The sequence below is a fragment of the Kitasatospora sp. NPDC101108 genome, assembly GCF_055584725.1.
Genome location: NZ_JBVJLM010000017.1, coordinates 110,684 through 136,814 on the forward strand (window position 1 = coordinate 110,684; position 26,131 = coordinate 136,814).

At 73.6% G+C, this 26,131-nt stretch carries 22 protein-coding genes; 15 read left to right on the plus strand and 7 right to left on the minus strand.

Going from position 1 to position 26,131, the window contains the following annotated elements:
• The first annotated feature begins 8 nt into the window (after positions 1 to 8).
• From ACZ6Z8_RS29530 to ACZ6Z8_RS29540, 3 genes are read left to right on the plus strand one after another with little or no spacing between them, the layout of a single operon-like run.
• The gene (locus ACZ6Z8_RS29530; protein WP_465613073.1) at positions 9 to 1,253 is read left to right on the plus strand and encodes a cytochrome P450 family protein; all 1,245 of its coding nucleotides are present in this window, start codon (positions 9 to 11) and stop codon (positions 1,251 to 1,253) included.
• Positions 1,254 to 1,266: 13 nt separating this feature from the next.
• On the plus strand, positions 1,267 to 3,075 hold the full coding sequence (locus ACZ6Z8_RS29535) for a non-ribosomal peptide synthetase (protein WP_465613074.1): 1,809 nt from the start codon (positions 1,267 to 1,269) through the stop codon (positions 3,073 to 3,075).
• The gene (locus ACZ6Z8_RS29540; RefSeq protein WP_465613075.1) at positions 3,072 to 6,371 is read left to right on the plus strand and encodes a non-ribosomal peptide synthetase; all 3,300 of its coding nucleotides are present in this window, start codon (positions 3,072 to 3,074) and stop codon (positions 6,369 to 6,371) included. Before ACZ6Z8_RS29535 ends, ACZ6Z8_RS29540 begins: the two co-directional genes overlap by 4 nt.
• 67 nt (positions 6,372 to 6,438) lie before the next feature.
• Here ACZ6Z8_RS29540 and ACZ6Z8_RS29545 read toward each other — a convergent pair whose 3' ends face one another.
• On the minus strand, positions 6,439 to 6,642 hold the full coding sequence (locus ACZ6Z8_RS29545) for an MbtH family protein (protein ID WP_465613076.1): 204 nt from the start codon (positions 6,640 to 6,642) through the stop codon (positions 6,439 to 6,441).
• A gap of 157 nt (positions 6,643 to 6,799) precedes the next feature.
• On the opposite strand from ACZ6Z8_RS29545, the gene ACZ6Z8_RS29550 reads away from it, so the two are divergent.
• The 4 genes from ACZ6Z8_RS29550 to ACZ6Z8_RS29565 are packed head-to-tail and all read left to right on the plus strand — an operon-like array spanning position 6,800 to position 12,172.
• Positions 6,800 to 8,428 (plus strand): condensation domain-containing protein, encoded by a 1,629-nt coding sequence (locus ACZ6Z8_RS29550; RefSeq protein ID WP_465613077.1) that lies wholly within the window; start codon positions 6,800 to 6,802, stop codon positions 8,426 to 8,428.
• A 31-nt stretch (positions 8,429 to 8,459) separates the two neighbouring features.
• Positions 8,460 to 9,287, plus strand: coding sequence for a thioesterase II family protein (locus tag ACZ6Z8_RS29555; RefSeq protein WP_465613078.1), 828 nt, complete (start codon positions 8,460 to 8,462; stop codon positions 9,285 to 9,287).
• Positions 9,277 to 10,908: a condensation domain-containing protein gene (locus tag ACZ6Z8_RS29560; protein WP_465613079.1), complete on the plus strand. Its 1,632-nt coding sequence runs from the start codon at positions 9,277 to 9,279 to the stop codon at positions 10,906 to 10,908. The genes ACZ6Z8_RS29555 and ACZ6Z8_RS29560 overlap by 11 nt, the downstream gene beginning before the upstream one ends.
• A complete protein-coding gene (locus ACZ6Z8_RS29565) occupies positions 10,901 to 12,172 on the plus strand; it encodes an ATP-grasp domain-containing protein (protein WP_465613080.1) in 1,272 nt (423 codons plus the stop codon). Before ACZ6Z8_RS29560 ends, ACZ6Z8_RS29565 begins: the two co-directional genes overlap by 8 nt.
• A 219-nt stretch (positions 12,173 to 12,391) precedes the next feature.
• On the opposite strand, the gene ACZ6Z8_RS29570 is transcribed toward ACZ6Z8_RS29565, so the two are convergent.
• The gene (locus ACZ6Z8_RS29570; RefSeq protein ID WP_465613081.1) at positions 12,392 to 12,628 is read right to left on the minus strand and encodes a hypothetical protein; all 237 of its coding nucleotides are present in this window, start codon (positions 12,626 to 12,628) and stop codon (positions 12,392 to 12,394) included.
• Between the two features lie 214 nt (positions 12,629 to 12,842).
• On the minus strand, positions 12,843 to 13,727 hold the full coding sequence (locus ACZ6Z8_RS29575; protein ID WP_465613082.1) for an NAD(P)H-binding protein: 885 nt from the start codon (positions 13,725 to 13,727) through the stop codon (positions 12,843 to 12,845).
• A 63-nt stretch (positions 13,728 to 13,790) separates the two neighbouring features.
• Here ACZ6Z8_RS29575 and ACZ6Z8_RS29580 point away from each other — a divergent pair, with 63 nt between their 5' ends.
• Positions 13,791 to 14,387, plus strand: a complete 597-nt coding sequence (locus ACZ6Z8_RS29580) for a TetR/AcrR family transcriptional regulator (protein ID WP_465613083.1) — start codon at positions 13,791 to 13,793, stop codon at positions 14,385 to 14,387.
• Between the two features lie 171 nt (positions 14,388 to 14,558).
• Here the strand turns inward: ACZ6Z8_RS29580 and ACZ6Z8_RS29585 are convergent, their stop codons facing one another.
• Complete coding sequence (locus tag ACZ6Z8_RS29585) at positions 14,559 to 15,302, minus strand: FadR/GntR family transcriptional regulator (protein ID WP_465613113.1); 744 nt, start codon at positions 15,300 to 15,302, stop codon at positions 14,559 to 14,561.
• A 340-nt stretch (positions 15,303 to 15,642) separates the two neighbouring features.
• Here ACZ6Z8_RS29585 and ACZ6Z8_RS29590 point away from each other — a divergent pair, with 340 nt between their 5' ends.
• The 5 genes from ACZ6Z8_RS29590 to ACZ6Z8_RS29610 are packed head-to-tail and all read left to right on the plus strand — an operon-like array spanning position 15,643 to position 21,401.
• Positions 15,643 to 17,130 (plus strand): amino acid permease, encoded by a 1,488-nt coding sequence (locus tag ACZ6Z8_RS29590; RefSeq protein ID WP_465613114.1) that lies wholly within the window; start codon positions 15,643 to 15,645, stop codon positions 17,128 to 17,130.
• Positions 17,127 to 18,485 (plus strand): glutamine synthetase family protein, encoded by a 1,359-nt coding sequence (locus tag ACZ6Z8_RS29595; protein WP_465613084.1) that lies wholly within the window; start codon positions 17,127 to 17,129, stop codon positions 18,483 to 18,485. The genes ACZ6Z8_RS29590 and ACZ6Z8_RS29595 overlap by 4 nt, the downstream gene beginning before the upstream one ends.
• The gene (locus ACZ6Z8_RS29600; RefSeq protein WP_465613085.1) at positions 18,482 to 19,258 is read left to right on the plus strand and encodes a gamma-glutamyl-gamma-aminobutyrate hydrolase family protein; all 777 of its coding nucleotides are present in this window, start codon (positions 18,482 to 18,484) and stop codon (positions 19,256 to 19,258) included. The genes ACZ6Z8_RS29595 and ACZ6Z8_RS29600 overlap by 4 nt, the downstream gene beginning before the upstream one ends.
• On the plus strand, positions 19,255 to 20,628 hold the full coding sequence (locus tag ACZ6Z8_RS29605) for an aldehyde dehydrogenase family protein (protein ID WP_465613086.1): 1,374 nt from the start codon (positions 19,255 to 19,257) through the stop codon (positions 20,626 to 20,628). Before ACZ6Z8_RS29600 ends, ACZ6Z8_RS29605 begins: the two co-directional genes overlap by 4 nt.
• Positions 20,625 to 21,401: a 3-oxoacyl-ACP reductase gene (locus ACZ6Z8_RS29610; protein WP_465613087.1), complete on the plus strand. Its 777-nt coding sequence runs from the start codon at positions 20,625 to 20,627 to the stop codon at positions 21,399 to 21,401. Before ACZ6Z8_RS29605 ends, ACZ6Z8_RS29610 begins: the two co-directional genes overlap by 4 nt.
• A gap of 121 nt (positions 21,402 to 21,522) precedes the next feature.
• Here the strand turns inward: ACZ6Z8_RS29610 and pip are convergent, their stop codons facing one another.
• Positions 21,523 to 22,479 carry a prolyl aminopeptidase gene (gene pip / locus ACZ6Z8_RS29615; RefSeq protein ID WP_465613088.1) on the minus strand — a complete coding sequence of 319 codons (957 nt, stop codon included), beginning with the start codon at positions 22,477 to 22,479 and terminating at the stop codon, positions 21,523 to 21,525.
• A 210-nt stretch (positions 22,480 to 22,689) separates the two neighbouring features.
• Between pip and ACZ6Z8_RS29620 the strand changes: the two genes are divergently transcribed.
• Positions 22,690 to 23,010 (plus strand): hypothetical protein, encoded by a 321-nt coding sequence (locus ACZ6Z8_RS29620; protein WP_465613089.1) that lies wholly within the window; start codon positions 22,690 to 22,692, stop codon positions 23,008 to 23,010.
• A gap of 176 nt (positions 23,011 to 23,186) precedes the next feature.
• On the opposite strand, the gene ACZ6Z8_RS29625 is transcribed toward ACZ6Z8_RS29620, so the two are convergent.
• The gene (locus ACZ6Z8_RS29625; RefSeq protein WP_465613090.1) at positions 23,187 to 23,579 is read right to left on the minus strand and encodes a hypothetical protein; all 393 of its coding nucleotides are present in this window, start codon (positions 23,577 to 23,579) and stop codon (positions 23,187 to 23,189) included.
• A gap of 334 nt (positions 23,580 to 23,913) precedes the next feature.
• Positions 23,914 to 25,263, minus strand: coding sequence for a M48 family metalloprotease (locus ACZ6Z8_RS29630; RefSeq protein ID WP_465613091.1), 1,350 nt, complete (start codon positions 25,261 to 25,263; stop codon positions 23,914 to 23,916).
• 355 nt (positions 25,264 to 25,618) lie between these two features.
• Between ACZ6Z8_RS29630 and ACZ6Z8_RS29635 the strand changes: the two genes are divergently transcribed.
• Positions 25,619 to 26,062: a hypothetical protein gene (locus ACZ6Z8_RS29635; RefSeq protein ID WP_465613092.1), complete on the plus strand. Its 444-nt coding sequence runs from the start codon at positions 25,619 to 25,621 to the stop codon at positions 26,060 to 26,062.
• Positions 26,063 to 26,131 lie beyond the last annotated feature (69 nt).

Consider the following 26,131-nt stretch of genomic DNA (forward strand, 5'->3'; position numbering starts at 1 on the left):
AGATCGACGTGGCCTCCGACGCCTACGTGTCCGGCTCCATCAAGGAGAACGGCGACCCCGACCCCTACCCGAACTACGCCTGGCTGCGCGAACACGCCCCGGTCAGCGAGGTCCACACCCCGCACCGGGCGGGCACCACCTGGCTCGTCACCACCTACGACCTGGCCCGCGCCTGCCTGCTGGACCCCCGGCTCAGCAACGACGACCGCAACTCGGCGGGCGCCCAGGCCGCCTTCGGCACCGGCGAGTGGGACCCGGCGCGAGGACTGCTCGACCTCGACCGGCCCGAACACACCCGGCTGCGGCGGCTGGTGGCGGGCGCGTTCGGCGAGGCGGCGGTCGCGCGGATGCGGGGGACGATCGCCCGCACCGCCCACCGGGCCGTCGACACCATGACCGGCCCCGACGGCTGCGACCTCGTCGAGCACTTCTCGCTGCCGGTGCCGGTGGCCGTCATCCACGAGGTCCTGGGGATCCCGCCGGAGCTGCGCGAGCCCCCGGCGCGCTGCCTGGACCTCTTCTACCACACCGGCCTGACCGACCCGCCGGACGTGGACCGGCTGGCCCGGCTGCTGGAGTACACGGCCCGCCTGGCCGCGTACAAGCGGACCCACCCGGGGCCCGACGTCGGCACCCACCTGGTCCGCGGGCTGGAGTCGGGACAGCTGCGCGACGAGAACGAGCTGGCGGCGATGATCCTCTCGGTGATCGGCGCCGGGCACGTGACCACCGTCCAGTTCCTCGGCACGGCGGTGTACCGGCTGCTCCAGCACCCGGACCAGCTGGCGGCGATCCGGGCGGGGCGGATCCCCTGGAAGTCCGCCGTGAACGAGCTGATGCGCTACGACGCCCCGATCCAGTCCACGGCGTACCGCTTCGCCACCGAGCCGATCGAGCTGGGCGGCGTGCGGATCGGCAAGGGCGACGCGCTGCTGATCTCCCTGGGCGCCGCCAACCGCGACCCGGCCCGGTTCCCCGACCCGGACGTCTTCCGCGCGGACCGCGGGGGCCCGGGCCACCTGGCCTTCGGTCACGGCGCCCACCGGTGCCTGGGCGCCCACCTGGCCCGGCTGGAGGGCGAGGTCGCCCTCGACGTCCTCTTCCGGCGGCTCCCCGGGATCGAGCTGGCCGTGCCCTTCGACGAGGTGGTGTGGACGTACGGGCCCATGCTCCGCGGACCGCGGACGCTGCCGGTCCGGCTGCCGGCCCCCGCGCCCTCCCGAGCCCCGGGCAACCACGAGACGACGATCTGAACTGGAGTGCGCCATGACAGAACATCGGGCCGCCCCGGCCCGGACGGTCCTGGAGGGCTTCGACGCATGGGTCGCCAAGGCCCCCGACGAACCCGCCGTCACCTCCGGCGGCAGCACGCTCAGCTACCGCGAACTGGACGAGGCGGCCGAATCGCTGGCCGCTGACCTGCGCACGCTCGGCGCCGGGCCCGAGACCGTGGTCGGACTCTGCGTCGAACGCGGGACCGGCCTGGCCGTCGCGGTGCTGGGCGTGGTCAAGGCCGGCGCGGCGTACCTGCCGCTGGACCCCGCGCACCCGGCGGAGCGGTCCCGTGCGGTGCTCGCCGACGCGGGCGCACGGCTGGTGGTGACCGACCGGTCGGTGTCGGCCGGCCTGGACGCCGAAGGCTGGGGCCCGGTCCCGGCCCACGAGCTGGACGGCGAACACCCGCCGCCAGCAGCCGCCGGCCCGGCCCGCGGACCCGAGGCCGCACCGGCGGGCGAGGCCGACCAACTGCTGTACGTCATCTACACCTCGGGGTCCACCGGGCGGCCCAAGGGCATCGCCATGCAGTGCGGGCCGCAGATCACCCTGCTCGACTGGTGCCGCGAGCACTACGCCGAGCGCCCGGTCGCCCTGCAGTACTACCCCGTCACGGCCGACGTCGCCTTCCTGGAACTGATGTCCACCTGGTGGCTGGGCGGCTGCGCGGTGATCGCCACCGAGCCGGAGCGCTACGACGTCCCGGCACTGGCCGCGCTGACCGAACGCCACGGCATCACCAAGGCCCTGCTGCCGGTCGTCGTCCTGGACGCACTGGCCCGCCACGGCAGGACCGAGCCCGGCCGGCTGGCCACCCTCCGGGAACTGATCACCACCGGCGACCGGCAGGTGATCACCCCGGCCGTCCGCGAACTGTGCGACCGCCACCCCGGGACGTTCCTCGACAACCACTACGGCTCGACCGAGGTGAACGTGGTCACCGCACCCCGGCTGACCGCCCCGGCCGCCGAATGGCCCGACCACCCGCTGACCGGACGACCGATGTCCGGCGCGCGGATCTACGTCCTCGACGACCACCTCTCACCCGTACCGCCGAACGTGCAGGGGGAGATCTACGTCGGCGGCGGCCCGCTCGCCCGCGGCTACGCCGGCCGCCCGGACCTGACCGCCGCCGCCTTCCTGCCCGACCCGTACGCGAAGACGCCCGGGGCCCGGATGTACCGCACCGGCGACCTCGGACGCTGGCGGCCCGGCGGGGTGCTGGAGTACCTGGGCCGGGCCGACTTCCAGATCAAACTGCACGGCTACCGCGTCGAACCCGGCGAGATCGAGGCCCTGCTGCGCGAGCGGACCGACGTGGAACGCGCCGTCGTGGTCCGGATCGGCGAGGGCCGGGACGCCTACCTGGCGGCCTACCTGACCGCCGACGGCGAACCACCCGCCCCGGACGCCCTCCGGGAGTACCTCGCGGTCCGGCTGCCCGCACCGATGGTGCCGAGCCGCTACGTCGTCCTCCCGGAGTTCCCGATGACCGGCACCGGCAAGGTGGACCGCAGAGCCCTGCCGCTCCCGGACGGCGGCGACCGGCCCTGGGTCGCGCCGCGCGACGAGACCGAACGGACGGCGGCGCGGATCCTGGCCCAGGCCCTCGGCCGGGACCGGATCGGCGTCACCGACGACTTCTTCCGGCTCGGCGGACACTCCCTGCTGGTGACCCAGGTGGTGCACCGGCTGCGCGCCGAACTCGGCGTCCAGTTACCCCTGCGGGCGGTCTTCGAGCGGCCGACCGCCGCCGGGCTGGCGCAGGAGGCGCGCCGGCTGCGCGGGGAGCTCGGATGACGGCGCGGCGGACGGCGCGACCGACGGCGCGGCCGACGGCGCGGCCGACGGCCGACGAGCCGGACGCCCGGCCCGTGCTGTCCTTCGCCCAGGAGCGCCTCTGGTTCCTCGACCAGCTCTCTCCCGGCAGCACCGGCTACCTGACACCGTTCAGTCGCCTGCTGGACGGCCCGGTGGACGCCGACCTGCTGGAGCGCGCACTGCGGGCGGTGGCCGAACGCCACCCGGTGCTGCGGTCCCGGATCGACACCACCGCCGGACGGCCCGTCCCCGTCGCCGAGGCCGCCACGACCGTGCGCCTGGAACGGACCGACCTGCGCGACGCCCCGGACCCGGACCGGGCCGCCGACGAGGCCGTACGGACCCTGCTGGACACCCCCATGGACCTCACCGCGGCGCCCTGGCTGCGGGCCGTGCTGTTCCGGCTGGCCGAACAGCGTTTCCTCCTCCACCTCCAGGTGCACCACATCGCCTTCGACGGAGTGTCCCGGGGCATCCTCGAACGGGAACTGTCCGCGCAGTACCGGCAGTTGACGGGCGGCCGGCCGGCACCGACGGCCACGCCCGGCCCGGACCGCACCGCCCACGCGGCCCGCCAGCGCGCCGCGCTCACCCCGGCCGAACGGGACCGGCTGCTGGCCCACTGGCGCGCCGCACTCGACGGGGCGCCGCACGTGCTGGAGCTGCCGTCCGACCGCCCGCGCCCGGCCGAGCCCGGCATCCGCGCCGGGCAGGTGGACCTCCACGTCCCCGAGGAGGTCACCGCCGCCCTGCACCGCGTCGCGGCGGCGCACCGGACCACGCTGTTCTGTGTGACCCTCGCCGTCCACCAGCACCTCCTGGGCCGCTACGCCGACGTCCGGGACGTCCTGGTGGGAGTGCCGTTCGCCGGCCGCGAGGACCCGGCGGTCGAGCACGCCATCGGGTTCTTCACCCACTCCGTACCGCTGCGCGGGGACCTCGGCGGGTCCCCGTCGCTCGACGACCTGACGCGGCGGACCAGGGACCGGCTGCTGCAGGCCCTGGACCACCAGGACCTGCCGCTGGACCAGCTCGTCGCCGGGCTCGGCGTGACCCGCGAGGCCCACCGCAACCCGCTCTTCCAGCACTGGTTCGACCTCGCGGACCCGGAGCTGGACCGCCCGGCGCTGATCCTGCCCGGCATCCGGGTCCGGCCGGTCCCCGCCCCGGAGACCACCACCCGCTTCGACACCGAACTGCACCTGCGCCCCCGCGGGGCCGCCCTGGCCGGTCGACTGCTGTACGCGGCGGACCTGTTCGACCGGGAGAGCGCCGAGCGGCTGGCCGGGCACTACGCCGCGCTGCTCGCCGCGGCGGTCGCCGAACCGGGCCGGCCGCTGGACTCGATCCCGCTCACCACGGCCGGAGCCGAACGCGCCCGGCTGCTGGAACTGGGCACCGGGCCCGCCGCACCCCGCGGTCCGGCGACGGTGGACGCGCACGTGGACCGGGCGGTGGCCCGGGTCCCGGACGCGGTCGCCGTCGGCGCCGGAGAGCACCGGCTCACCTACCGCCGGCTCGACGAACGCTCCCGGCGGATCGCCCGGACGGTCCGGGAGCTGGGAGCCGGGCCCGAACGGGTGGTCGCGGTCTGCCTGCCGCGCGGGCCCGAACTGGTCTGCGCCCTGCTGGGCGTCGTCCGCTCGGGCGCGGCCTACCTGCCGGTCGACCCGGAGCTCCCGGCCGAGCGGATCGCGTACCTGCTGCGCGACTCCGGCGCCGTCGCGGTGCTCGGGGACGCCCGGGCCGAGCGGCTGACCGCCGGGACCGGGGTGCGCCTGGTCCGCGTCGACGATCCGGCGGAGGCGCCCGGCCCGTCCGCTGGGCCTTCCGCCGAGCCGCCCGCCGATCCGCCCGCCGGGCCCTCCGCCGAGCCGCTCGCCGGGCCGTCCGTGCCCGGCCCGGTCACGGAACCCGACCCGGACCGGCTCCTCTACGTGGTCTACACCTCCGGCTCCACCGGCCTGCCGAAGGGCGTCGGCGTCACCCACCGCACCTTCACCCGGCTCCTCGACTGGCACCTGGACCGGTACCCGGTGGGCGAGGGGACGGCCGTGGCCCAGACCGCCGGATCCTCCTTCGACGCCGCCGCCTGGGAGATCTGGGCGGCACTGGCGGGCGGCGCGCGGCTGGAGGTGTGCTCGGCGGAGGAGGTGCGCACGCCGTCGCGCCTGCTGGAGCGGCTGGCCGCCTCGGGCACCGGCTCCGTCTTCGTCCCCACCCCGTCCGCGGAACTGCTGATCCGCGAGCCGCTCGGCCGGCGGACCCCACTGCGGCGGCTGCTGACCGGCGGCGACCTGTTCCGGCCGCGCGCCGAGGACGCCCCGGGTGTCCCGGTGTTCAACCACTACGGCCCCACCGAGAACACCGTGGTCGCGACCGCGACGGACGCCCTCGCACCACCCTGGCCGGAGCGCTCCATCGGCCGGCCGATCGCCGGGGTGCGGGCCTACCTCCTCGACGACCGGCTGAACCTGGTGCCCCGCGGGGTCCGCGGCGAACTGTGGCTCGGCGGCGCCCTCGTCTCCCGCGGCTACCCGGCCCGGCCCGGGCTGACCGCCGAACGGTTCCGGCCGGACCCGTTCGCCCCGGAACCGGGAGCGCGGATGTACCGCACCGGGGACCTGGCGCACTGGTCGGCCGACGGCACCCTGCGCTTCCGGGGCCGGGCCGACGGCCAGCTGAAGGTCAGCGGACACCGGGTGGAGCCCGCCGAGGTGGAGGCCGTGCTGCTGCGCTGCCCGGGAGTGCGGCAGGCGGTGGTCACCGCGGCCGGCCCCGAGGGAGCGCGGATGCTCGCCGCCCACCTGGTGTGCGACCCGAGCGCTCCGGGCGACCCGGAACTGCGCGCCCGGCTGCGCCGGGAGGTGCCCTCGCACCTGGTGCCCGCCGTCTTCGTCCGCCTGGAGAGCCTGCCGCTGACCGCCACCGGCAAGATCGACCGCGGGGCGCTGCCCCCGCCGTCGGCGGCCGGGGCCGGCCCGGCGGTGGCGCCCCGCACCCCGGCCGAGTCGGCGGTGCACGGGCTCTGGTCGGAGGTGCTGCCCGGGCCCGTACCGGGGGTCGAGGACGACTTCTTCGCCTCGGGCGGCACCTCGCTGTCCGCGGCCCGGCTGGCGGTACGCGTCCGGGAGGTCTTCGGAATCGACTTCCCGGTGCGTTCCGTATTCGACTTCCGTACCGTCGCCGAGCAGTGCGCCGCGATCGAGGAACTCGTCCTCGAATCGATTTCAGGGATGACCGAGAGTGAAATAGATGCGGCGCTGAATCCCTAGGGAGGAAACACGGCGGTACCGCCGCGACGCAATGTCGCGGCGGTATCCGTGATGCCTGGGAATGTCCTCAGGAAGTGGCCCCGGAATACTTGTTCCGTACGCTCAGCGGAGTGATGTCGGTCCAGGTCCGCTCGATGTGGGCGAGGCACTCCGCCTTGCTTCCGGATACTCCGACCAGGCTCCAGCCTGCGGGAACATCCATCTCGGAGTCCCAGATCGAGTACTGCTCCTCGTGGTTCACAACAACCTGGTAGGTGCGGTCGTCGGCCATTCGAAACCTCCCGGACACGTGGCGGAGAGAACTCACCGGCGATGGAGTGTAGGCATCCGGAACGGGAATTGTCGAGGGCCTCGGAATCCCTTGTGCCAGGTGTCGGGGAAGCGTATCGTCCAGCTTGCGGAAGTGCCGACCGAAAAGGGAGCGGAATGTGACGGGCAATCTTTCCGAAGCCGCCCGTGTGCTCATGGAACGACGGCTGGCCGGGCTGGCGGCACCCCCGCCGGAGACACCGGCCCCACGCCCCGACCGTCCACCGCTCGCCCCGGCCCAGCGCCGGCTCTGGTTCCTCCACCAGCTCACCCGGGGCGGCCCCGCCTACAACGTGTCCACCGCGTACCGGCTGCTCGGCCCACTGGACGCCGACGCGCTGGAACGCGCGGTCCACCACGTGGTGCGACGGCACGAGGTGCTGCGCACCTGCTACCCGGCCGACGGGGCCGGCGAGCCCTTCCAGCGGGTGCTGGACGCGGGGACGGCGCCGGGGCCGGACGCGAGGACGGATGCGGGGACGGATGCGGGGACGGATGCGGGGCCGGACGCGCCGGGGAGGACACCGGTCACCCGGTACGACCTCGGCTCGGCGCCCGACCCGGCGCAGGCGGCCCTGCGGCTCGCCGGCCAGGAGGCCGACCACCGCTTCCGGCTCGACACGCAGGGCCCGCTCCGGGTGTGGCTGGCCCGGCTGGGGCCGGACGACCACGTCCTGGGCGTCGTGGTCCACCACATCGCGTTCGACCGGGAGTCCCTGACGATCCTGACCGGCGAGCTGTCCGCGGCCTACCGGGCCGAGACCGGCACCGGCACCCCCGACCCGGCCGGCACCGGCACCCCCGACCCGGCCGGCACCGGCACCCCCGACCCGGCCGGCACCGGCACCGCGGCGCCCGGCCTGCCCCCGCTCCGCGCCCAGTACGCGGACTTCGCCGTCTGGCAGAGCGGACTGGCCGGCACCCCCGCGTACGAACGGGCCCTCGGCCACTGGCGGGAGACCCTGGACGGCGTGCCGCCCGTGCTGGAGCTGCCCGCCGACCACGAGCGGCCGAAGGAGCCGACGTACCGGGCGGGCGAGGCCGCGGTCCAGGTCGACGCGCGGACCGCGGACCGGCTGCGCGAGCTGTCCGCCGACCGCGGCGCCTCCCTCTTCATGACCTGCCTGGCCGCCTTCCAGGGCCTCCTTTCGCGCTACACCGGGGCGAGCGACCTGGCGGTCGGCTGCCCGGTCAACGGCCGGATGAAGGTGGCGTACGAGGAACTCGTCGGGTTCTTCGCCAACTCCCTGCCGATCACCGCCCGGCTCGGGGACGACCCGGCGTTCACCGTCATGGTGGACCGGGCGCGGGAGGCCCTGCTGTCCGCGCACGCGCACCAGCACGTGCCGTTCGACCGGATCGTGCGGGAGCTGTCGCCGCAGCGCGACCTCAGCCGCAACCCGCTCGTCCAGGTCTGGTTCGACCTCGACGCGGGCGGCACCGGCACCGCCGCGGACCTCCTCGACCTGCCGGGGGTGTGCACCGGCTACTTCACCGAAGGACGGCTGCGGACCCGCTTCGACGCCGAACTGCACCTCGGCGAGCGGGCCGACGGAACGGTCACCGGACGCCTGCTGTACGCCACCGACCTCTTCGAGGCGGCGACGGCGGAGGCGTTCTGCGAGCACTACACGAACTTCCTGGCGGCGGTCGCCGCCGACCCGGGGCTGCGGCTGTCGCGCGTGCCGATCTTCTCCGCGCGCCAACGGTCCACCCTGCTGGACGACTGGAGCGTCGGCACCGGGTGACGTCCCCACCGACCCGAGCGGAAGGACTCCCGTGCACGTCCCCCACCCCCACCGGTCCGAGGACCCCGCCCGGGCGCTCGACCCGGCCCGCGCCCTGCTGCCCTTCTGGGACGACCGGCCGCCCGGCGCCCGGGCCACCGTCTTCTGCCTCCCGCACGTGGGCGGCGGCGCCTCCGCCTACCGCACGTGGGTCCGGGCCCGCGCGACCCTGGACGTCCAGCCCGTCCAACTGCCCGGCCGCGAGCAGCTGATCGGCTCGCCCGGGATCGAGCGGATGCCCGAACTCGCCTCCCTGATCGGCTCGTTGATCACCGATCTGGCTCCGCGGCCCTTCGTGCTCTTCGGGCACAGCATGGGCGGCGCGATCGCGGCCGAGGTGGCCGCCTGGCTCCGACGGGCCGGCCACCCGCTGCCCGCCCTGATCGTCGTCTCGGCGCGGCCACCGGTGAACCACGTCCGACCCGACCCCGGCACACCCGAGGACGACTGGCTCGTGGAGCGCGTCCTGAGCGCCGGCGGCACCCCCGCCGAACTGCTGGAGGACCCCGAACTGCGGGAGATCCTCCTCGGGACGATCCGCAGCGACCTGCGGCTGCTGCGGGACTACGAGCCGGCGTTCGGCCGCCTGCCGGTGCCGCTGCTCGCCCTCGGCGGCACCGAGGACGACGTCACCGAGTCCCGGCTGGCCGCCTGGCAGGACCACTTCACCGCGCCGATCCGCGTCCGCATGTTCCCCGGCGGCCACTTCTACCTGCGGCAGCACCGCGACGCCGTCCTCGCGGCCGTCGAGGAGGCCCTCGCCGAGGTCAGCGCCGGCAGCCCGACCGCCCAAGGAAGGAGCACGGCCCATGGAGCCTGAGCCCACGACCCGCACCCTCCTCACGCTCTTCCGCGAGGAGATCGGCTCCGACGAGATCGGCCCGGAGGACGACTTCTACGCGGTCGGCGGGGACTCCCTCACCGCCGTGCGGGTCATCACCCGCGCCACGGCCCAGGGCATCCCCCTGCGCCTGATCGACCTGCTGATGAACCCGACCGTCCACGAACTCGCCGACCACGTCCGCGCCACGGCCACCGGCGACGCGACCGGGCCGGATACCGCGGGCCCCTCCACGCACCCCGACGACTCCCCGGCGGCCCCCGGCGACCCACTGGTGGACCCGGAGGACCGCGCCGCCCTGCCCCCCGGAGTACGGGACGCGCTGCCCGCCTCGGCGCTCCAGACCGGACTCATCTTCCAATGCGAGATGGCCGAGGACCCGAGCCTCTACCACGACCTGATCGGGCTGCGGGTCACGGCGCCCTACCACGAGGACCACTTCCGGGCGGCGCTGCGCGAACTGATGCGGCGCCACCCCGCGCTGCGCAGCTCCTTCGACCTCGGCGGCTACTCGGAGTCGATGCAGCTGTTCTGGGACGACGTCGCCGAACCCCTGGAGACCGGGCGCGCCACCACGGCCGCGGACGCCGACGCCGCCGTGGCCGCCTGGCGGGACGCGCAGCTCTCCACCGCCCTGGACTGGGAGCACGCCCCGCTGTTCCGCTGCCACGTGGTCGCGGGACCGGGTGACACCTTCCGGCTGACGGTCGCGATCCACCACGCGATCATGGACGGCTGGAGCTTCGCCACCGTCCTGGTCGACCTGCTCACCCTGTACGACGCCCGGCTGACGGACACCGGCCACGGACTGCCCGAACCGCCCCCGGCCGCGGCCGCCGAGTTCATCCGGCTCGAACGGGCCGCCGTCCACCACGAGTCCACCGCGTTCTGGCGCGCCCAGTGCGACGTGCCGCCCCTGCTGCCGGACCGGGAGCGCTACGGCCGCCCGGCCGACGCCACCGCCCGCCGCGCCGCCCCGCTGCCCCCCGAACTGTTCGTCCAGCTGCGCCGCCAGGCCGCCGAAGCGCGCGTGCCGCTGAAGAGCCTGCTGCTCGCGGTGCACTGCTGGGCCCTCGGCCGGATCGCGGACCGCACCACCGACGTGGTCACCGGCGTCGTGGTCAACGGACGGCCCGAGCTGCCGGACGCGGACCGCGTCGTCGGACTCTTCCTCAACACCGTTCCCCTGCGCCTGCCCTCCACCAGCGGCACCTGGGCCGACCTCGCCCGGACCCTGCGGGACACCGAGGTCGCCGCCGCACCCCACCGGCGCCACCCGCTCGCCCTGATCGAGGAGGACCTCGGGCGCCGCTCCTTCGACGTGACCTTCAACTTCACCGACTTCCACGTCTACCGCCGGCTCTCCGCGCTCCGCGCGCTGTCCGCCGACGGCTGGTGGGACCGCGACAAGGCCAGCCACCCGCTCTCCTGCGACTTCACCCTGGACTACCCCGGCTTCGGCAGCGGACTGCTCCTCTCCTTCGACCCGCACCGGCTGAGCGAGGACCGGGTCGACGCCTACCTCACCCTGGTCGCCGCCGGTTTGCGCGCCGCGGCCCGCAACGCGCACACCACCGGGACGGAGTCCCTCGATGGCTGAACCGGCACCGCTCGCGGTGGCGTACGACGTCGGCTCGGTCTCCCCGGCCGAGATCGCGGTCGGGGCGGCGGACCTGGCCCCGCTGGCCTTCCTGCTGCCCCACTCGCCGCACGTGCGCACCCTGCGACCGGTCCTGTCCAGGCTGGGCCGGGTCGTCCAGCTGACCGGGGACCGGCGGCGGGACACCGTCCTGGTCCGGCGGCTCGCCCCGGCCGGAGTGCTGACCTTCTCCGAGAACCTGGTGCGCCTCACCTCGGCCCTCACCCACGCCCTGGGCCTGCCCGGCCACCCGCCCGAGGTGGCCGAGCTGCTCACCGACAAGTACCGGCAGCGCGAACGGCTGCGCACCGCCGGAGTCGACGCGGTGCGGTGCCGGACCGTCCCGGACGCCGCCGCATGGGAGCCGGCCCTGGCGGCCGTCGGCCTGCCGGCGGTCGTGAAACCCGTCCACGGCCAGGGCAGCCGGGGCACCTACGCCGTCCGCGACGGGGCGGAGGCGGAGCGGACGCGCGCACGGCTGTTCGCCGGCCCGGGGGAGACCTGGGTGGTCGAGGAACTCCTGCCGGGCCGGCCGAGCGGGCCGCTGGGCGACTACGTGTCCGTCGAGACCGCGACCGGCCCGGACGGGACCACGGTGCTCGCGGTGACCGGCAAGCACCCGCTGACCCCACCGTTCCGGGAGAGCGGACAGTTCTGGCCCGCCGCGCTGTCCGACCGGGACCGCACGGCGGTCTCCCGGCTGGCGGTTCGCGCGGTCGGCGCCCTCGGCGTGACCACGGGCCTGTGCCACACGGAGATCAAGCTCACCCCCGACGGCCCCCGGATCATCGAGGTCAACGGCCGGCTGGGCGGCCACCTCAACGAACTCGCGCGCCGCGCCTGCGGAACGGACCTCGTCCGCACGGCCGCCCTGCTGGCCCTCGGCGCCCTCCCGCCGCCCGCCCCGGCCCCACCCGACCGGGTGTACTTCCAGTTCAACGGCCTGGCCCCGGTCCGCCCCGGGCGACTGTGCGCCCTGACCGGCGGCGACGAGGTCCGGAGCCTGGACGGCATCACCGGCCACCGGCCCTACGTCCGCCCCGGCGACCGGCTCCCCGGCGGCGTGGGCAGCGTCTTCCTGGACCTCCTCACCGGCGACGCGCCCGACCACCGGGCCATGGTCGACCTGCTCGACCGCGCCCTCCCCCTCCTGCGCTACGAGTTCACCGACGGCAGCGCCACCTGGACCGAATCCCCGCGCCGGTCCCACCCGCCCCACGGCTGACGAGCCGCTTCCGGTAGGCCGCCCCGACCGTTACAAGCGGGGGAGCGACAAGTACCTGCTGTGCCTGACGAGCCTCAAGCCCCGGCCGCAGCTGACCTTCGCCCCGTAAGGGGGTGACCGGGCCGGACGCGTTCACGGCCCTACGTCGGGGGATTCGGACCCCTTCGCTCGATGGTGGGCCGCCGGCCGTGCGGCCCACCATCAGTGCGTTCCGGTGGTTCAGCGGAGGACCACGGAGAGCCGCGCCGGGCCGGTCTCGGTGGTGGTGTCACAGAAGTAGACGATGGCCTGCCCGCTGTTCACGTACGCCTGGCCGGCCGCGTGGCAGGCGGCGGCCGTCGGATAGATGCCGACGTAGGTGTAGGTGGACGCCTGGGCGCCCGGAGCGGCGATCAGGGCGCCGCCGGCCACGAGGCCGGCCACGGCAACGGCGGAGAACGCCTTGCGAAGCGACATGAGTCTTCCTCTCGACGGTGAGCGCCGGGGGCTGCCCCCTGCGCTTCGTCGAGGAGCATCCTCCGAATGTGAAGTCGGGACAATGGTCGAGACCAATTCCGACCGGAAGCAGTGGGGTGCTTCTGTGACGGTGCAGGTCACGGGCTCGTCCGTCGGACTGAGGATCACCTTCCGGACAGGTCGTGCGCTGTCCGGAACCTGACAGGCCGGGTCGTCACGAATCCTCCGGCCCCGCCGTGAACGCGGTGGCGTGGTCGGCGGCCCACTGGTGAAACGTTCGCGGCGCCCTCCCGAGGAGGTCGGCCACCGCGGTGGTGACGTACGCGGGCCGGCCGACCGCCGCGCTCCACGCGGCGAGCAGCATGTCGACGACCGAGCTGGGCGCCGTGCCCGCCGACAGGCTCCGGAACTCCTCCGGCGTCATCTCCTCGAATGCGATCCGTCGCCCCAGGGCGTCGCCGATGACGCCCACCTGCGCGGCCTGGGTCAGCGATTCGGGGCCCGTCAGGACGTAGTCGCCTCGGGCGTGTTCGTCCTGACGGAGCATCCGCGCCGCGACGGCTGCGACGTCGCGGTCGTCGACCGGTGCCGTCTCGGCGGCGCCGTGGGGCCACCGGACGACCTCGCCGGCCCGGATCGCGGACGCCCACCAGGCCAGCGAGTTGGACGCGAGCATCCCCGGCCGGATGATCGTCGACCTGAGTCGGGTGGCGGCGATGAGCCGCTCGATGTCGGCGTGCAGCGCCGCCACGGGGTTGGGCTGCTGGAAGAAGGGGTGTGGCGTCCGGTGCGGGGAGGAGAGGAAGACGACCCGCTGCACGTGGGATGCCAGTCGCTCGACGACCGCTTCGGCGGTCCGGGGCGGTGCGGTCCAGACGAGGAAGACCGCACCGGCGCCCTTCAGCGCCGGGTCGAGCGACTCGGGCACGGTGAGGTCGCCGGTGAAGACCTCGACCTCCGCCGGCAGCGCCGCCGCCGCGGAACGACGGGTCAGGGCGCGGACCGGCACGCCCGCGTCGAGGAGCTGGTCGATGACGACGCGGCCGATCCGGCCCGTCGCCCCGGTGACGAGCACGGGAGGTATGGGTGGCTGGTTCATGCCGCCCATAGAAACGTTACTCGGTTAAAAAAGCAACTCGGTCACGAATGTTACGGTGGTCATGTGAACGAGCCGACGGGACTGAGGGCCCGCAAGAAGGAGCGGACGCGCGACGCCATCGCCGACGCGGCTGTCTCGCTCTTCCTGGAGCACGGCTTCGACCGCGTCTCGGTCAACGACGTCGCCGCGGCGGCCGAGATCTCCAAGCCGACCCTCTTCCGGTACTTCCCCACCAAGGAAGACCTGGTGCTGCACCGGTTCGCGGACCACCAGGGCGAGGCGGCACGCGTCGTACGCGACCGCGGTTCCGGCACCGATCCCGTGACGGCGCTCCACCGGCACTTCCGGGCCGGCCTCGACCGGTACGACCCCGTCACCGGCCTCAACGACCATCCGCAGGTGGTGGCGTTCCACCGGCTGGTGTTCACCACACCGAGCCTGGCGGGACGGCTCACCCGCTACCAGCTCGACGACGAGGAGGCCCTGGCGGACGCCCTCGGCGAAGGCATCCGGGCCCGCCTGCGAGCCGCCCAGGTGCTCGCCGTCCAACGGGTGCTCGCCCGGGCGAACTGGCAGAAGATCGCCGACGGCCGAACCGCCCGCGACGTCCACCCCGAGGCCGTGGCCGACGCCGACCAGGCCTTCGACCAACTGCGGTGACGGGCGACGCTCCGGATCGAGCTGCGCATCGTCCGCACGACGGGGACCGTCCGAGGCGGCACGCTCTCCGCCCGGGGTGACCGCCGGCGTCCGTCCCGCCGAGACGCCGAGGTGTTCGCCGCCGGCCCCGGCGGGCGCCGCTGAGCAGGGCCGGCGGCGCCCCGGTGGCCGTCAGGCCAGGAACCCCCGCAGCAGCGAGGCCGTCGCGGCGAGGTGTTCCTCGGTGGCGCGCCGGGCGGCGTCGCCGTCGCCGTCGAGGATCGCCCGGACCATCGCCCGGTGCTGCTCGGCGGCGTGCTCGATGTTGCGGTCCAGCATGGGGATCGCGTTGAGCAGGTCGTTGAGGCGCATCCTGGCCTCGGCGATGGCCGCGGCGAGGGCGGGGGAGCCGGTGAGCTCGCCGATGGCGAGGTGGAAGCGTGAGTCGAGCTGGCGGTACTGCCCGGCCGGGGCCGCGTCCAGTTCGGTCAGCCGGCCCTCCAGATGAGCGCGCTGCTCGGGGGAGAGGGGGCGCCGGGCGGCGGCCTCGGCGGCCCCGACCTCCAGGACCTGCCGGTAGGTCAGCGCGTCCTCCAGCGCGCCGCCGAGGTCGCGGGCGGCGCGGCGCAGGTCGGCGACGTCCGGTTCGGGCATCCGGTAGGTGACGAAGGTGCCGCCGTAGCGGCCGCGGCGGGACTCGACGCAGTCGGCCTGCTGGAGCGTGCGCAGCGCCTCGCGCAGGGTCTCGCGGCTGACACCGAGCCGGGCGGCGAGGTCGCGTTCGGCGGGCAGCCGGTCGCCGGGGCCGAAGACGCCGAGCTTGATCGCCTGGAGCAGCCGCTCGACGGTCTCCTCGAAGGCGTTGCCGGTCCGGATCGGGCGGAAGATCGCCCCGGCCTCCCAGTCGAGGCGTGCCTGCTCACGCGTCACGTCCACGTCCACGCCGGAATCGTACCTGCGAACGGATCTCCCGCACTCGTTCCCGTCCCACCCTTGACGTGGCCGCCGTCCAGCCGGAACGATGCTGCTCACCCACCCAATGGTCTGACTTCAGACCATTGAAGAGCCGTCAGACCGTCGACCCGCCGGGGCGGGTGCGCCACGCCGTCGTGGCCGCGAGCACCCGGCACACCCTCAACCCCCAGGGGTGCCCATGACCGACGCACGCTCACCCGACCACCCTGGCCCCGCCGTGTTTCCGGTGGAGTCATCCCCCGTTTCCGCCGACGAACAACGCCTCCGCGAGCTGGGCTACACCCAGGAGCTGGCCCGCTCGATGTCGGGCTTCTCCAACTTCGCCGTCTCCTTCTCCATCGTCTCGATCCTGTCCGGCTGCCTGACTCTCTACGGGACGGGGATGAAGACCGGCGGCCCGGCCCTGATCATCTGGGGCTGGCCGGTGGTCGGCCTGCTGACGCTCTGCGTCGGCCTCGCGATGGCCGAGATCTGCTCCAGCTACCCGACGGCCGGCGGACTCTACTACTGGTCCGCCAAGCTGACCCGCAGCCGCGGCCCGGCCTGGAGCTGGTTCACCGGCTGGTTCAACTTCCTCGGCCAGGTCGCGGTGACCGCCAGCGTCGACTACGGCGCCGCCTTCTTCGCCAACGCGTTCCTCGAACTGCGCTACGGCCTGGCGGCCACCCCCGAGCACACCATGGAGATCTTCGCGGTCATCCTGCTGGCGCACGGCCTGCTCAACACCTTCGGGGTGCGCCTGGTCGCCGTCCTCAACAGCGTCTCCGTGTGGTGGCACCTGGCGGGCGTCGCCATCATCGTCGGCGCCCTCGCGCTGCTCCCCGAACGGCACGCCTCCGCCTCCTCCGTCTTCACGGACTTCGTCAACCGCACCGGCTTCCACAGCCAGTTCTACGTCGCCATGCTCGGCCTGCTGATGGCCCAGTACACCCTCACCGGCTACGACGCCTCCGCGCACATGACCGAGGAGACCCAGGACGCCGCCCGCTCCGGCCCGCGCGGCATCGTCAACGCCATCACCGTCTCGCTGGTGGCGGGCTGGATCCTGCTGCTCGGCATCACCTTCGCGATCCGCGACTACGACGGCGCGCTCGACAGCGCCACCCAGGTCCCGCCCGCGCAGATCTTCATCGACGCGATCGGCTCCGGCGGCGCCCAGTTCCTGCTGCTCATCGTCATCGGCGCCCAGTTCTTCTGCGGCATGGCCTCCGTCACCGCCAACTCCCGCATGATCTACGCCTTCTCCCGCGACGGCGCGCTGCCCGGCTCCCGCCTCTGGCACCGCATCTCCCCGCGCACCCAGACCCCCACCAACGCGGTCTGGCTGGCCACCGGCGGAGCCCTGCTGCTCGGACTGCCCGCGCTCTGGAACAACACCGCCTACACGGCCGTGACCTCGATCTCCGTCATCGGCCTCTACATCTCCTACGTCATCCCGGTGTACCTGCGGCTGCGCCAGGGCGAGGACTTCCCGCGCGGCCCCTGGCACCTGGGCCGCTGGAGCAAGCCGATCGGCGTCGTCGCCGTCGCCTGGACGGCGGTGATCAGCGTCCTGTTCATGCTGCCCACCGCCAGCCCGATCACCGCCGAGAGCTTCAACTACACCCCGCTCGCCGTGGCCGTCGTCGGCGGCTTCGCCGGCCTCTGGTGGCTGGCCTCCGCCCGGCACTGGTTCACCGGGCCGCACATCAGCGCCACCCCGTCCGCGCCCGACGCCCCGGCCCCCCGACCGAGGGATCCGATGACCGGCCCGCAGCCCACCCCCGACACCGAACCGGAGACCCGATGACCACCCCCCGGCTCACCCTCGACGAGCTGCGCACCCGCGTCGCCGACGGGTCCGTCGACACCGTCGTGCTCGCCATGACCGACATGCAGGGGCGCCTCCAGGGCAAACGCGTCGCCGCCGACTACTTCCTGGACGACGTCGTCACCGGCGCCGCCGAGGGCTGCGGCTACCTGCTGGCCGTCGACGTCGACATGAACACCGTCGACGGCTACGAGGTCTCCTCCTGGGAGAACGGCTACGGCGACCTGACACTGCGCCCCGACCTCACCACCCTGCGGGCCGTCCCCTGGCACCCCGCCACCGCCATGGTCCAGTGCGACGTCGTCCACCACGACGGCACCCCCGTCGCCGTCTCCCCGCGCCAGGTCCTCCGGCGCCAGCTCGACCGCCTGGCCGGCTACGGCTGGCAGGCCCAGGCCGCCACCGAGCTGGAGTTCATCGTCTTCCGGGACAGCTACGAACAGGCCTGGGACAAGGACTACACCCGCCTCACCCCGGCCAACCAGTACAACGTCGACTACTCCATCCTCGGCACCGGCCGCATCGAACCGCTGCTGCGCCGCCTGCGCAACGGCATGGCCGGCGCCGGCCTGACCGTCGAGTCCGCCAAGGGCGAGTGCAACCTCGGCCAGCACGAGATCGCCTTCAAGTACGCCGACGCCCTCACCACCTGCGACAACCACGCCGTCTACAAGACCGGCGCCAAGGAGATCGCCGCCCAGGAGGGCTGCAGCCTCACCTTCATGGCGAAGTACGACGAACGCGAGGGCAACTCCTGCCACATCCACCTGAGCCTGCGCGACGAGCGGGGCGCCCCGGTGTTCGCCGGGGACCGCCCGTACGGCTTCTCCCGCACCATGGAGCACTTCCTCGCCGGCCAGCTCGCCTGCCTCGCCGACTTCGCCCTGCTGTTCGCCCCCACCGTCAACTCCTACAAGCGCTACGTCCCCGGCAGCTTCGCGCCCACCGCCATCGCCTGGGGCCGCGACAACCGCACCTGCGCCCTGCGCGTCGTCGGCCACGGCCCGTCGCTGCGCTTCGAGAACCGCGTCCCCGGCGGCGACGTCAACCCCTACCTCGCGGTCGCCGCCCTGATCGCCGCCGGACTGCACGGCGTCGAGCAACAGCTCGAACTCCAGCCGGAGTTCACCGGCAACGCCTACGCCTCCGACGCGCCCCGGGTGCCCACCACCCTGCGCGACGCGGTCGACGCCTTCGAACGCAGCGCCGTCGCCACCGAAGCCTTCGGCAAGGACGTCGTCCGGCACTACACACACGCCGGACGCACCGAACTCGCCTCCTACGAACGGGCGGTGACCGACTGGGAGCGGCGCCGCGGATTCGAGCGGCTGTGACCGGCACCGCCCAGCCACGCACCGACGCGACCGGCACCGGTGCGACCGCCACCGACACGACACCCTCCCGCGACCACCGACGACCACTCATCGGCATCAGCAGCTACCAGGACGACGCCGCCTGGTCCGTCTGGAACCAGCGCGCCTCCCTCGTGCCCCAGACCTACGTCGACGCCGTCGTCCGCGCCGGCGGCACCCCGGTCCTGCTGCCGCCCCAGCCCGGCGGGACCGGCCACCTGCTCGACGCCCTCGACGGACTCCTCCTCGCCGGCGGACCCGACGTCGACCCGGCCCGCTACGCGGCGGCCCCCCACCCGCGCACCGGCCCGCCCCACCACGCCCGCGACGACTGGGAGAGCCGACTGCTGCACACCGCCCTCGCCCGGGACCTCCCGGTGCTCGGCGTCTGCCGCGGCATGCAGCTGCTCAACGTCGAACTCGGCGGCACCCTCGTCCAGCACCTGCCCGACGACAGCCACCAGATCGTCCCCGCCCGCTTCGTCCGCCACCGGGTCACCCCGCGGCCCGGCAGCCGGATCGCCGCCGTCCTGGGGCCCGCCGCCGAGGTCTCCTGCTACCACCACCAGGCCGTCGACCGGATCGGCACCGGCCTCACGGCCACCGCGCACAGCGCCGACGGCACGGTCGAGGCGCTCGAACTGACCGGCCACCGCTTCGCCCTGGGCGTCCAGTGGCACCCGGAGAGCAACCCCGACGACCCGCGCCTGTTCCACGCGTTCATCACCGCCAGCCAGAGGGAGACCGCCCGATGACCGAACCGGACCTCTACGAGGTCGTCAACCCCGCCACCGAGGAGGTGATCACCACCGTCGAACTGGCCGGCCCCGCCGAGACCGACGCCGCCGTCGCCCGCGCCCGCGCCGCCTTCGACACCTGGCGCCGGGTGGCCCCCGCCGACCGCGCCCGACTGCTGCGCGCCTTCGCCGCCGCCGTCGACGCCGACCGCGAGCACCTCGCCGCCCTGGAGGTCGCCAACGCCGGTCACACCATCGGCAACGCCCGCTGGGAGGCGGGCAACGCCCGGGACGTCATCGAGTACTACGCCGCCGCCCCCGAGCGGCTGTTCGGCCGGCAGATCCCCGTCGCCGGCGGCATCGACGTCACCTTCCAGGAACCGATCGGCGTCGTCGGGGTCATCGTGCCCTGGAACTTCCCCCTGCCGATCGCCGCCTGGGCCCTCGCCCCGGCGCTCGCCGCCGGCAACACCGTCATCGTCAAACCGGCCGAACTCACCCCGCTCACCGCGCTGCGCCTCGCCGAACTCGCCCTCCAGGCCGGGATCCCCGAGGGCGTGCTCCAGGTCCTGCCCGGCCGCGGCCCGGTCGTCGGACAGCGCTTCGTCACCCACCCCGACGTGCGCAAGGTCGTCTTCACCGGCTCGACCCGGGTCGGCAAGGAGATCATGGCGGGCTGCGCCGCCCAGGTGAAGCCGGTCACCCTCGAACTCGGCGGCAAGAGCGCCAACATCGTCTTCGCCGACGCCGACCTCGCCAAGGCCGCCGCGACCGCCCCCTACGCCGTCTTCGACAACGCCGGCCAGGACTGCTGCGCCCGCTCCCGGATCCTCGTCGAGGCGGACGTGTTCGACGACTTCATGGCCCTCCTGGAGCCGGCCGTGCGCGGCGTGCGGGTGGGCGATCCGGCCGACGAGAAGACCGAGATGGGCCCGCTGATCTCGGCCGCCCACCGCGAGCGGGTCTCCTCGTACGTCCCGGACGCCTCGGCCGTCGCCTTCCGCGGCAGCGCCCCCGACGGGCCGGGCTTCTGGTACCCGCCGACCGTCCTCGCGCCCGTGCGGCACGAGGACCGCGCCTTCACCGAGGAGATCTTCGGACCGGTCGTCACCGTCGTCCCGTTCCGTGACGAACAGGACGCCGTGCGCATCGCCAACGCCACCGAGTACGGCCTGTCGGGCTCCGTCTGGACCAGGGACCTCGGCCGCGCGCTGCGGGTCTCGCGCGGCGTCGAGGCCGGCAACCTGTCCGTCAACTCGCACTCCTCGGTGCGCTACACCACGCCGTTCGGCGGCTTCAAGCAGTCCGGACTCGGCCGCGAGCTCGGCCCGGACGCCCTCGACGCCTTCACCCAGACCAAGAACGTCTTCATCTCCACGGAGGAATGATCAGCATGACCCAGCGACTCGACGGCCGCGTGGCCGTCATCACCGGAGCCGGCAGCGGCATCGGCCTGGCGACCGCCCGCCGCTTCGCCGCCGAGGGCGCGAAGGTGGTCTGCGTCGACCTCGACCCCGAGACCGGCGCCAAGGCCGCGAACGAGGTCGGCGGCCTGTTCGTCCAGGCCGACGTCACCGACGAGGCCGCGGTGCGCGACCTCTTCCAGCGGGCCGTCGACGAGTACGGCCGCCTCGACATCGCCTTCAACAACGCGGGCATCTCCCCGCCGGACGACGACTCCATCCTCACCACCGGCCTGGAGGCCTGGAAGCGCGTCCAGGAGGTCAACCTCACCAGCGTCTACCTGTGCTGCAAGTACGCGATCCCGCACATGCAGCGCCAGGGCAAGGGTTCGATCATCAACACCGCCTCCTTCGTCGCCGTGATGGGCGCGGCCACCTCCCAGATCTCCTACAGCGCCTCCAAGGGCGGCGTGCTGGCCATGTCCCGCGAACTGGGCGTGCAGTTCGCCCGCGAGGGCATCCGCGTCAACGCCCTGTGCCCCGGCCCGGTGAACACCCCGCTGCTCCAGGAGCTCTTCGCCAAGGACCCGGAGCGCGCCGCCCGCCGCCTGGTCCACATCCCGCTGGGCCGCTTCGCCGAGCCCGAGGAGATCGCCGCCGCGGTGGCCTTCCTCGCCTCCGACGACTCCTCCTTCATGACCGCCAACACCTTCCTCGTCGACGGTGGCATCTCCGGCGCCTACGTGACCCCGCAGTAGTTCGCGCCCGCCAGGGCCGGGTTCCGAGAAACGCCGCCCGGAGAACGGGCGGTCGGGAACGCGTGGTCCAGGACGCAACGGCGAACGCCGGCCCGCGGGACAACGTCCCGCGGGCCGGCGGTCAGCGGGTCTTGAACTCCTCGATGGCGTCGTGGACGACCTGGACCATGCTCGGGCTGCCGATGTGGCCGGAGTCGTCCGAGATGTGCAGCCTGGCGCCCGGCCAGTTCTTCGCCAGCTCCCAGGCCGTCTGCGGCGGGCAGCCCATGTCGTGGCGACCGGTCACGATGACGCCCGGGATGCCGGCCAGCTTGCCGGCGTCGCGTATGAGCTGGTCCTCGGTCAGCCAGGCCCCGTGGCTGAAGATGTGGGAGCAGATCCGGACGAACGCGATCTGCTCGTCGACCTCCCGATTGCTGTACATGCCGGGCGAGTTGTTCGGCTCGCCGGTGATCACCGCGTCCTCCCAGGCCAGCCAGTCGGCTGCGGCCTTCGCCCGCACGGCGCGGTCCGGGTGTTCCATCAGCCGTGCGTACGCGGCGAGCAGGTCGCCGTCCCGCTCGCCCTCGGGGACGCCGTCGCGGAACCGGTCCCAGGCCTCGGGGCGGAAGCGCCCCGCCCCCCGGTAGAGCCAGTCGAGTTCGGTGCGGCTGGTCGTCATCACGGCCTGGAGGATCATCTCGCTGACCCGCTCGGGGTGTTGCTGCGCATAGGCCAGTGCCAGGGTCACCCCCCAGGAGGCGCCGTTGACCAGCCACCTCTCGATGCCGAGGTGCTCGCGCAGCCGCTCCATGTCGTCGATCAGGTGCTGCGTGGTGTTCAGGCCCATGTCCGCCGCCGGGTCACTGGCGTGCGGGGTGCTGCGGCCGCAGTTGCGCTGGTTGAAGAGGACGACCCGGTAACGCTGCGGGTCCCAGGCCCTGAGGGGCCGCCGTACCGTGCCCGCCCCCGGGCCGCCGTGGACGTACACGGCGGGTTTGCCCTGGTGGCTGCCGAGTTGCGCGTAGTAGATCTGGTTGCCGTCACCGGTGTCGAGTAACCCGGAGTCGTACGGCTCGGTCGGAGCGTAGAGGGTCATGGACGCGATCGTAGCCACCTGAATGGCGCGCCACCGTGCCCCGCCCGGTAGTTCACCGGTGACAGCCGCCTGCCGGGCGGCTTTCCGGTTCATGCCTCCGGGTGTTCACCTGAACGCAGCGATTCAGCCGAAGTCCCCTGCGGAAGTCATTTCTGTATCCCTTTCACCTGTCGACGTCAGTCGATCCAGGCGTTCCGCTGGAGGATGAGAATGAACTTCTGGAAACGTGCGGCATCCTGCGCCGCCGTACTTGCCGTCGGGTCGGCCGCGATGATCGCTGTCGCTCCTGGCGCGGCGGCGGCTTACCAGTGCGGGCCCTATCTTGTGAAAAATCAGGACCCGCCGTACGCCTTCGCAAAATGCACCACCGGAGAAAAGGGCGAATATATTCGGGTCGTCGCCCTCTGCAAGCACCCCTCGGGTATCCGGTACCGCGTATGGGGAGAATGGGTGCCGACGATCGGGGGAACATCGACCGCCGATTGCAAGAAAGGGGAAGAGCTTGTCGACGCATACAACGAACTACGTTAGCGAAGCATCTTCCGCCGGATTCTAGGACCATCTCGCAGGACCGTCGGAGCATCCTGGGACGGCTCCTGATCGGGGACGGTGGGAATCGGGAAGTGCGCCAGTGGGCCCCGCCGACCGCCGGTCGGCGGGGCCCACTGACTTGTCGCCGAACTCCGGTGCGTGCTGGGCCTGATGATCTACCACCAGCCGGAGCACCCGGGGGCGGAGTCGTCGCCGGAGCAGACCTGCAGCAGCAGATATCGCGCTCCCGTGAACGTGCCCCAGTCGCGGTAGACGCGGCGCTCGCGACCGTCGAGGTTGACGAAGAACTTGGTGGTGTTGCGGTGGTCTCCGTGGGTCCACCACTTGCCGTTGTAGATGCCGGGGCGGACCCGCCACCACGACTTGCAGACGTGGGCTTCCCAGTACCCGTCGGTGTACAGATCGGTGCAGGCTGTGACGGCTCCGGCGGCGGCCTCCGTGACGGCCTCGTCGGGGGTTGCGGTGGTGGCGCCGGCGACCGGGGTCGCGAAGGTGAGGGCAGCGGTGGCGGCCACGGCTACGGCGGCTGCTTCGAGCTTCCTGCGCATCGGTTCCTCCTCGGGTGGGACGAGTGGCAGGTCGAAAGGGCGCCCGCTCTCGGGCGGGTGCCAGAAGGGCGGACGAGTGGGCCGGGCACTCGTTCCGGATCCGCTCCCCGTCCGGGTGAGGAGTTCGAACGCCCCGGTGCCACGATCCCCGTGCGCTCCCGCGCCGCCGTGTGCTCACCGAGGATCTCCCGCGGGCGGCCGGGTTGGCGTCAACCCACGGCTTGAACGCAACCGTCCAACTCCCGCGGTACATAGGTGAACGGCCTCCAACCCCCGCAGTACGGAGTGGAGTCGGTCCGCAAGCGGCGTGCAGGGACGGGCCGCCCCCGCCTCGTCAGCCGGCCAGCAGCTCGGCGGCGATCCGGGCGCGGTGCGGCGCCAGCTCGGCGGCGATCGAGGCGCCCTCGGCGGCGGTGACGGTGACGGCGGCGTCCCCGTCCCCGGCGCGGGCGGCCAGGGCGATCCGCAGGTGGGTCGGCGGGTGGGAGCCGTCCACGGCGGACCGGTCACGGGCACTGAGCCGCAGCAGGCGCTCCCGCTCGACGGCGGGGACGGTGGCGAGATGCTCGCGCACCCGCTCCCAGAGCAGGTCCGGCGCGGGCGGCGCGGGCGCGTCCTCGGCCCGGCGGCTCCGGGCGCGGCCGATCCGGGGCCGTCCGCGCTCCTCGGCCCGGATCTGGTGGATCGAGGTGTCCACCGAGCCGGACAGCAGCAGCGCCGCGAGCATGCCCCGCGCCGCCTCGCCGCCCGCCACCCGGGCGGCGAGCACGTCCGAGTGGTACTCGGCCTGCTGGCCGGCCCGGGACGTGAGCCGGTCGAACAGCACCAGCCCCCGGTACAGCACCCAGGCGACGCCCCGCAGTACCAGCCGGCCGAACACCGCGCCGAGCCGCACCAGCATCGAGACCTCGTTCCGGCCCACGACCGGCCCGTCCTGGCCCGGGCGGGCCATGTCGTACCAGGACCAGAGCGCCGAGACGGCGCTGTACAGCCAGAACGAGCGCCGGCGGTCGCCGTTGACCCGGTGGCCGAACTCGTGGCCGAGCAGGGCTGTCCGCTCCCGGTCGTCCAGTACCTCCCACAGCGGCAGGCCGATCCGCAGCACCGACCGGCGGCGCAGCCCGACCAGCCCGTACGAGGCGTTGAACTCGCCGGTGACCTGGATGACGTCCACCGGACGGGCGCCGACCTCGGCGGCCACCCGGTCGGCCAGGCCGTACAGGGCCGGTGCCCCGGTACGGTCGAGCACGCCCGCGTCCTTCGGCAGGCGGCCGAGCCGGGGCCGCAGGGTCACCGCGATCACCAGCACCACCGCGCCGACGCAGCGCTGCACGACGGTCCCGGTGATCAGCAGCCAGAGCGCCAGGGCGAAGGTGCCGACGGTGACGAGGTGGATCATCCCGGCCGCGGTGGAGGCCAGCAGCCAGTCCCGGCGAGCGGTGGGGGAGCCGCCCCCGGCGGCCTGCTCCTCGAAGAGCCGGTCGGTGCGGGCGGCCGCGGCCCGCTCGCGCCGGGTGAGCCCGGCGGCGGCGTCCTCGCCAGGCACGAGGTTCCAGTCGCAGGCCGGGCACCAGACGGGGAAACGCGGGTCGTCGGTCAGGGGGGCGGCGCAGCGCGGGCACGGCGAACCGTGGACGGGCCTGTCGGCGGAGGCCGCGGCGGGCGGCTCGGTGGAGGTGGACACGGTTGATCATGATGGCGGGCCGGGGCCCCGGTGGGCAGGGGGTTATTCGTATCGTGACCATGGCCGTCGCCGGGCTGCTCACCGCCGCCCCGGCCGGGGCAGCCCGAAGGCCTTCCCAGCGACGGTGAGGCCTGGCCACCTGATGCTGCGCGCCGACGGCGTGAGGGGTCACCTGCGCTGCGGGTTCGTCACCGCTCTGCCGTACAGTCCACCGGGGCAGTGCTGACCCTGCCACGCGGCACTGTCCGTTCCGGTGCCGACGTCCGACGGAATCCGACGGAATCCGACGGAATCCGATGAAATCCGATGGAAAGGCAGGTGCGCCGCGACCAGGGCGTCTGTCATCCTCGGGCGCGTGCCAGCCGATCATTCCCGCCCGCCGCGCCCATCGTCATGGCCGCTCGCCCCGGCAGACATCTGCAGAGCCCTCGGACCGCTGACGCCCGATGCCGACAACCTGTGCTTCAGCGACCGCCCGAGGGCCGACCGGACGCTGCTGCAGGTCGAGTGGATACCGGCCCGTTCCGTCCACGAGAGCGGCGGTGCCTACCTGGTCCCGCGGTCCAGCGTGCGGATCAGCGTCTTCCCGCTCCCGGCCGCCGACGGTGAAGCCGCCCGCAGTGCCCTGTGGCGGTATGCCCTTCCCGAACTCGCCGGATGGATCGAGAACGCCCGGCACTCGTCGGCGACCTGGCGGACGGCGCGCCACACCCGCTCCTGGCGCCTCGCGGGGAACGCCACCGTCAGCCGCGACGACTGGCAGCCGTACCCGCTGAGCAGAACCGCCGGACAGCCGTGAGACCGTCACCCGGTGGCTTTCTCCTGGTGACCACCGTGGGTCCCGCAAGGGAGCCCGGAAGGCGCGCGC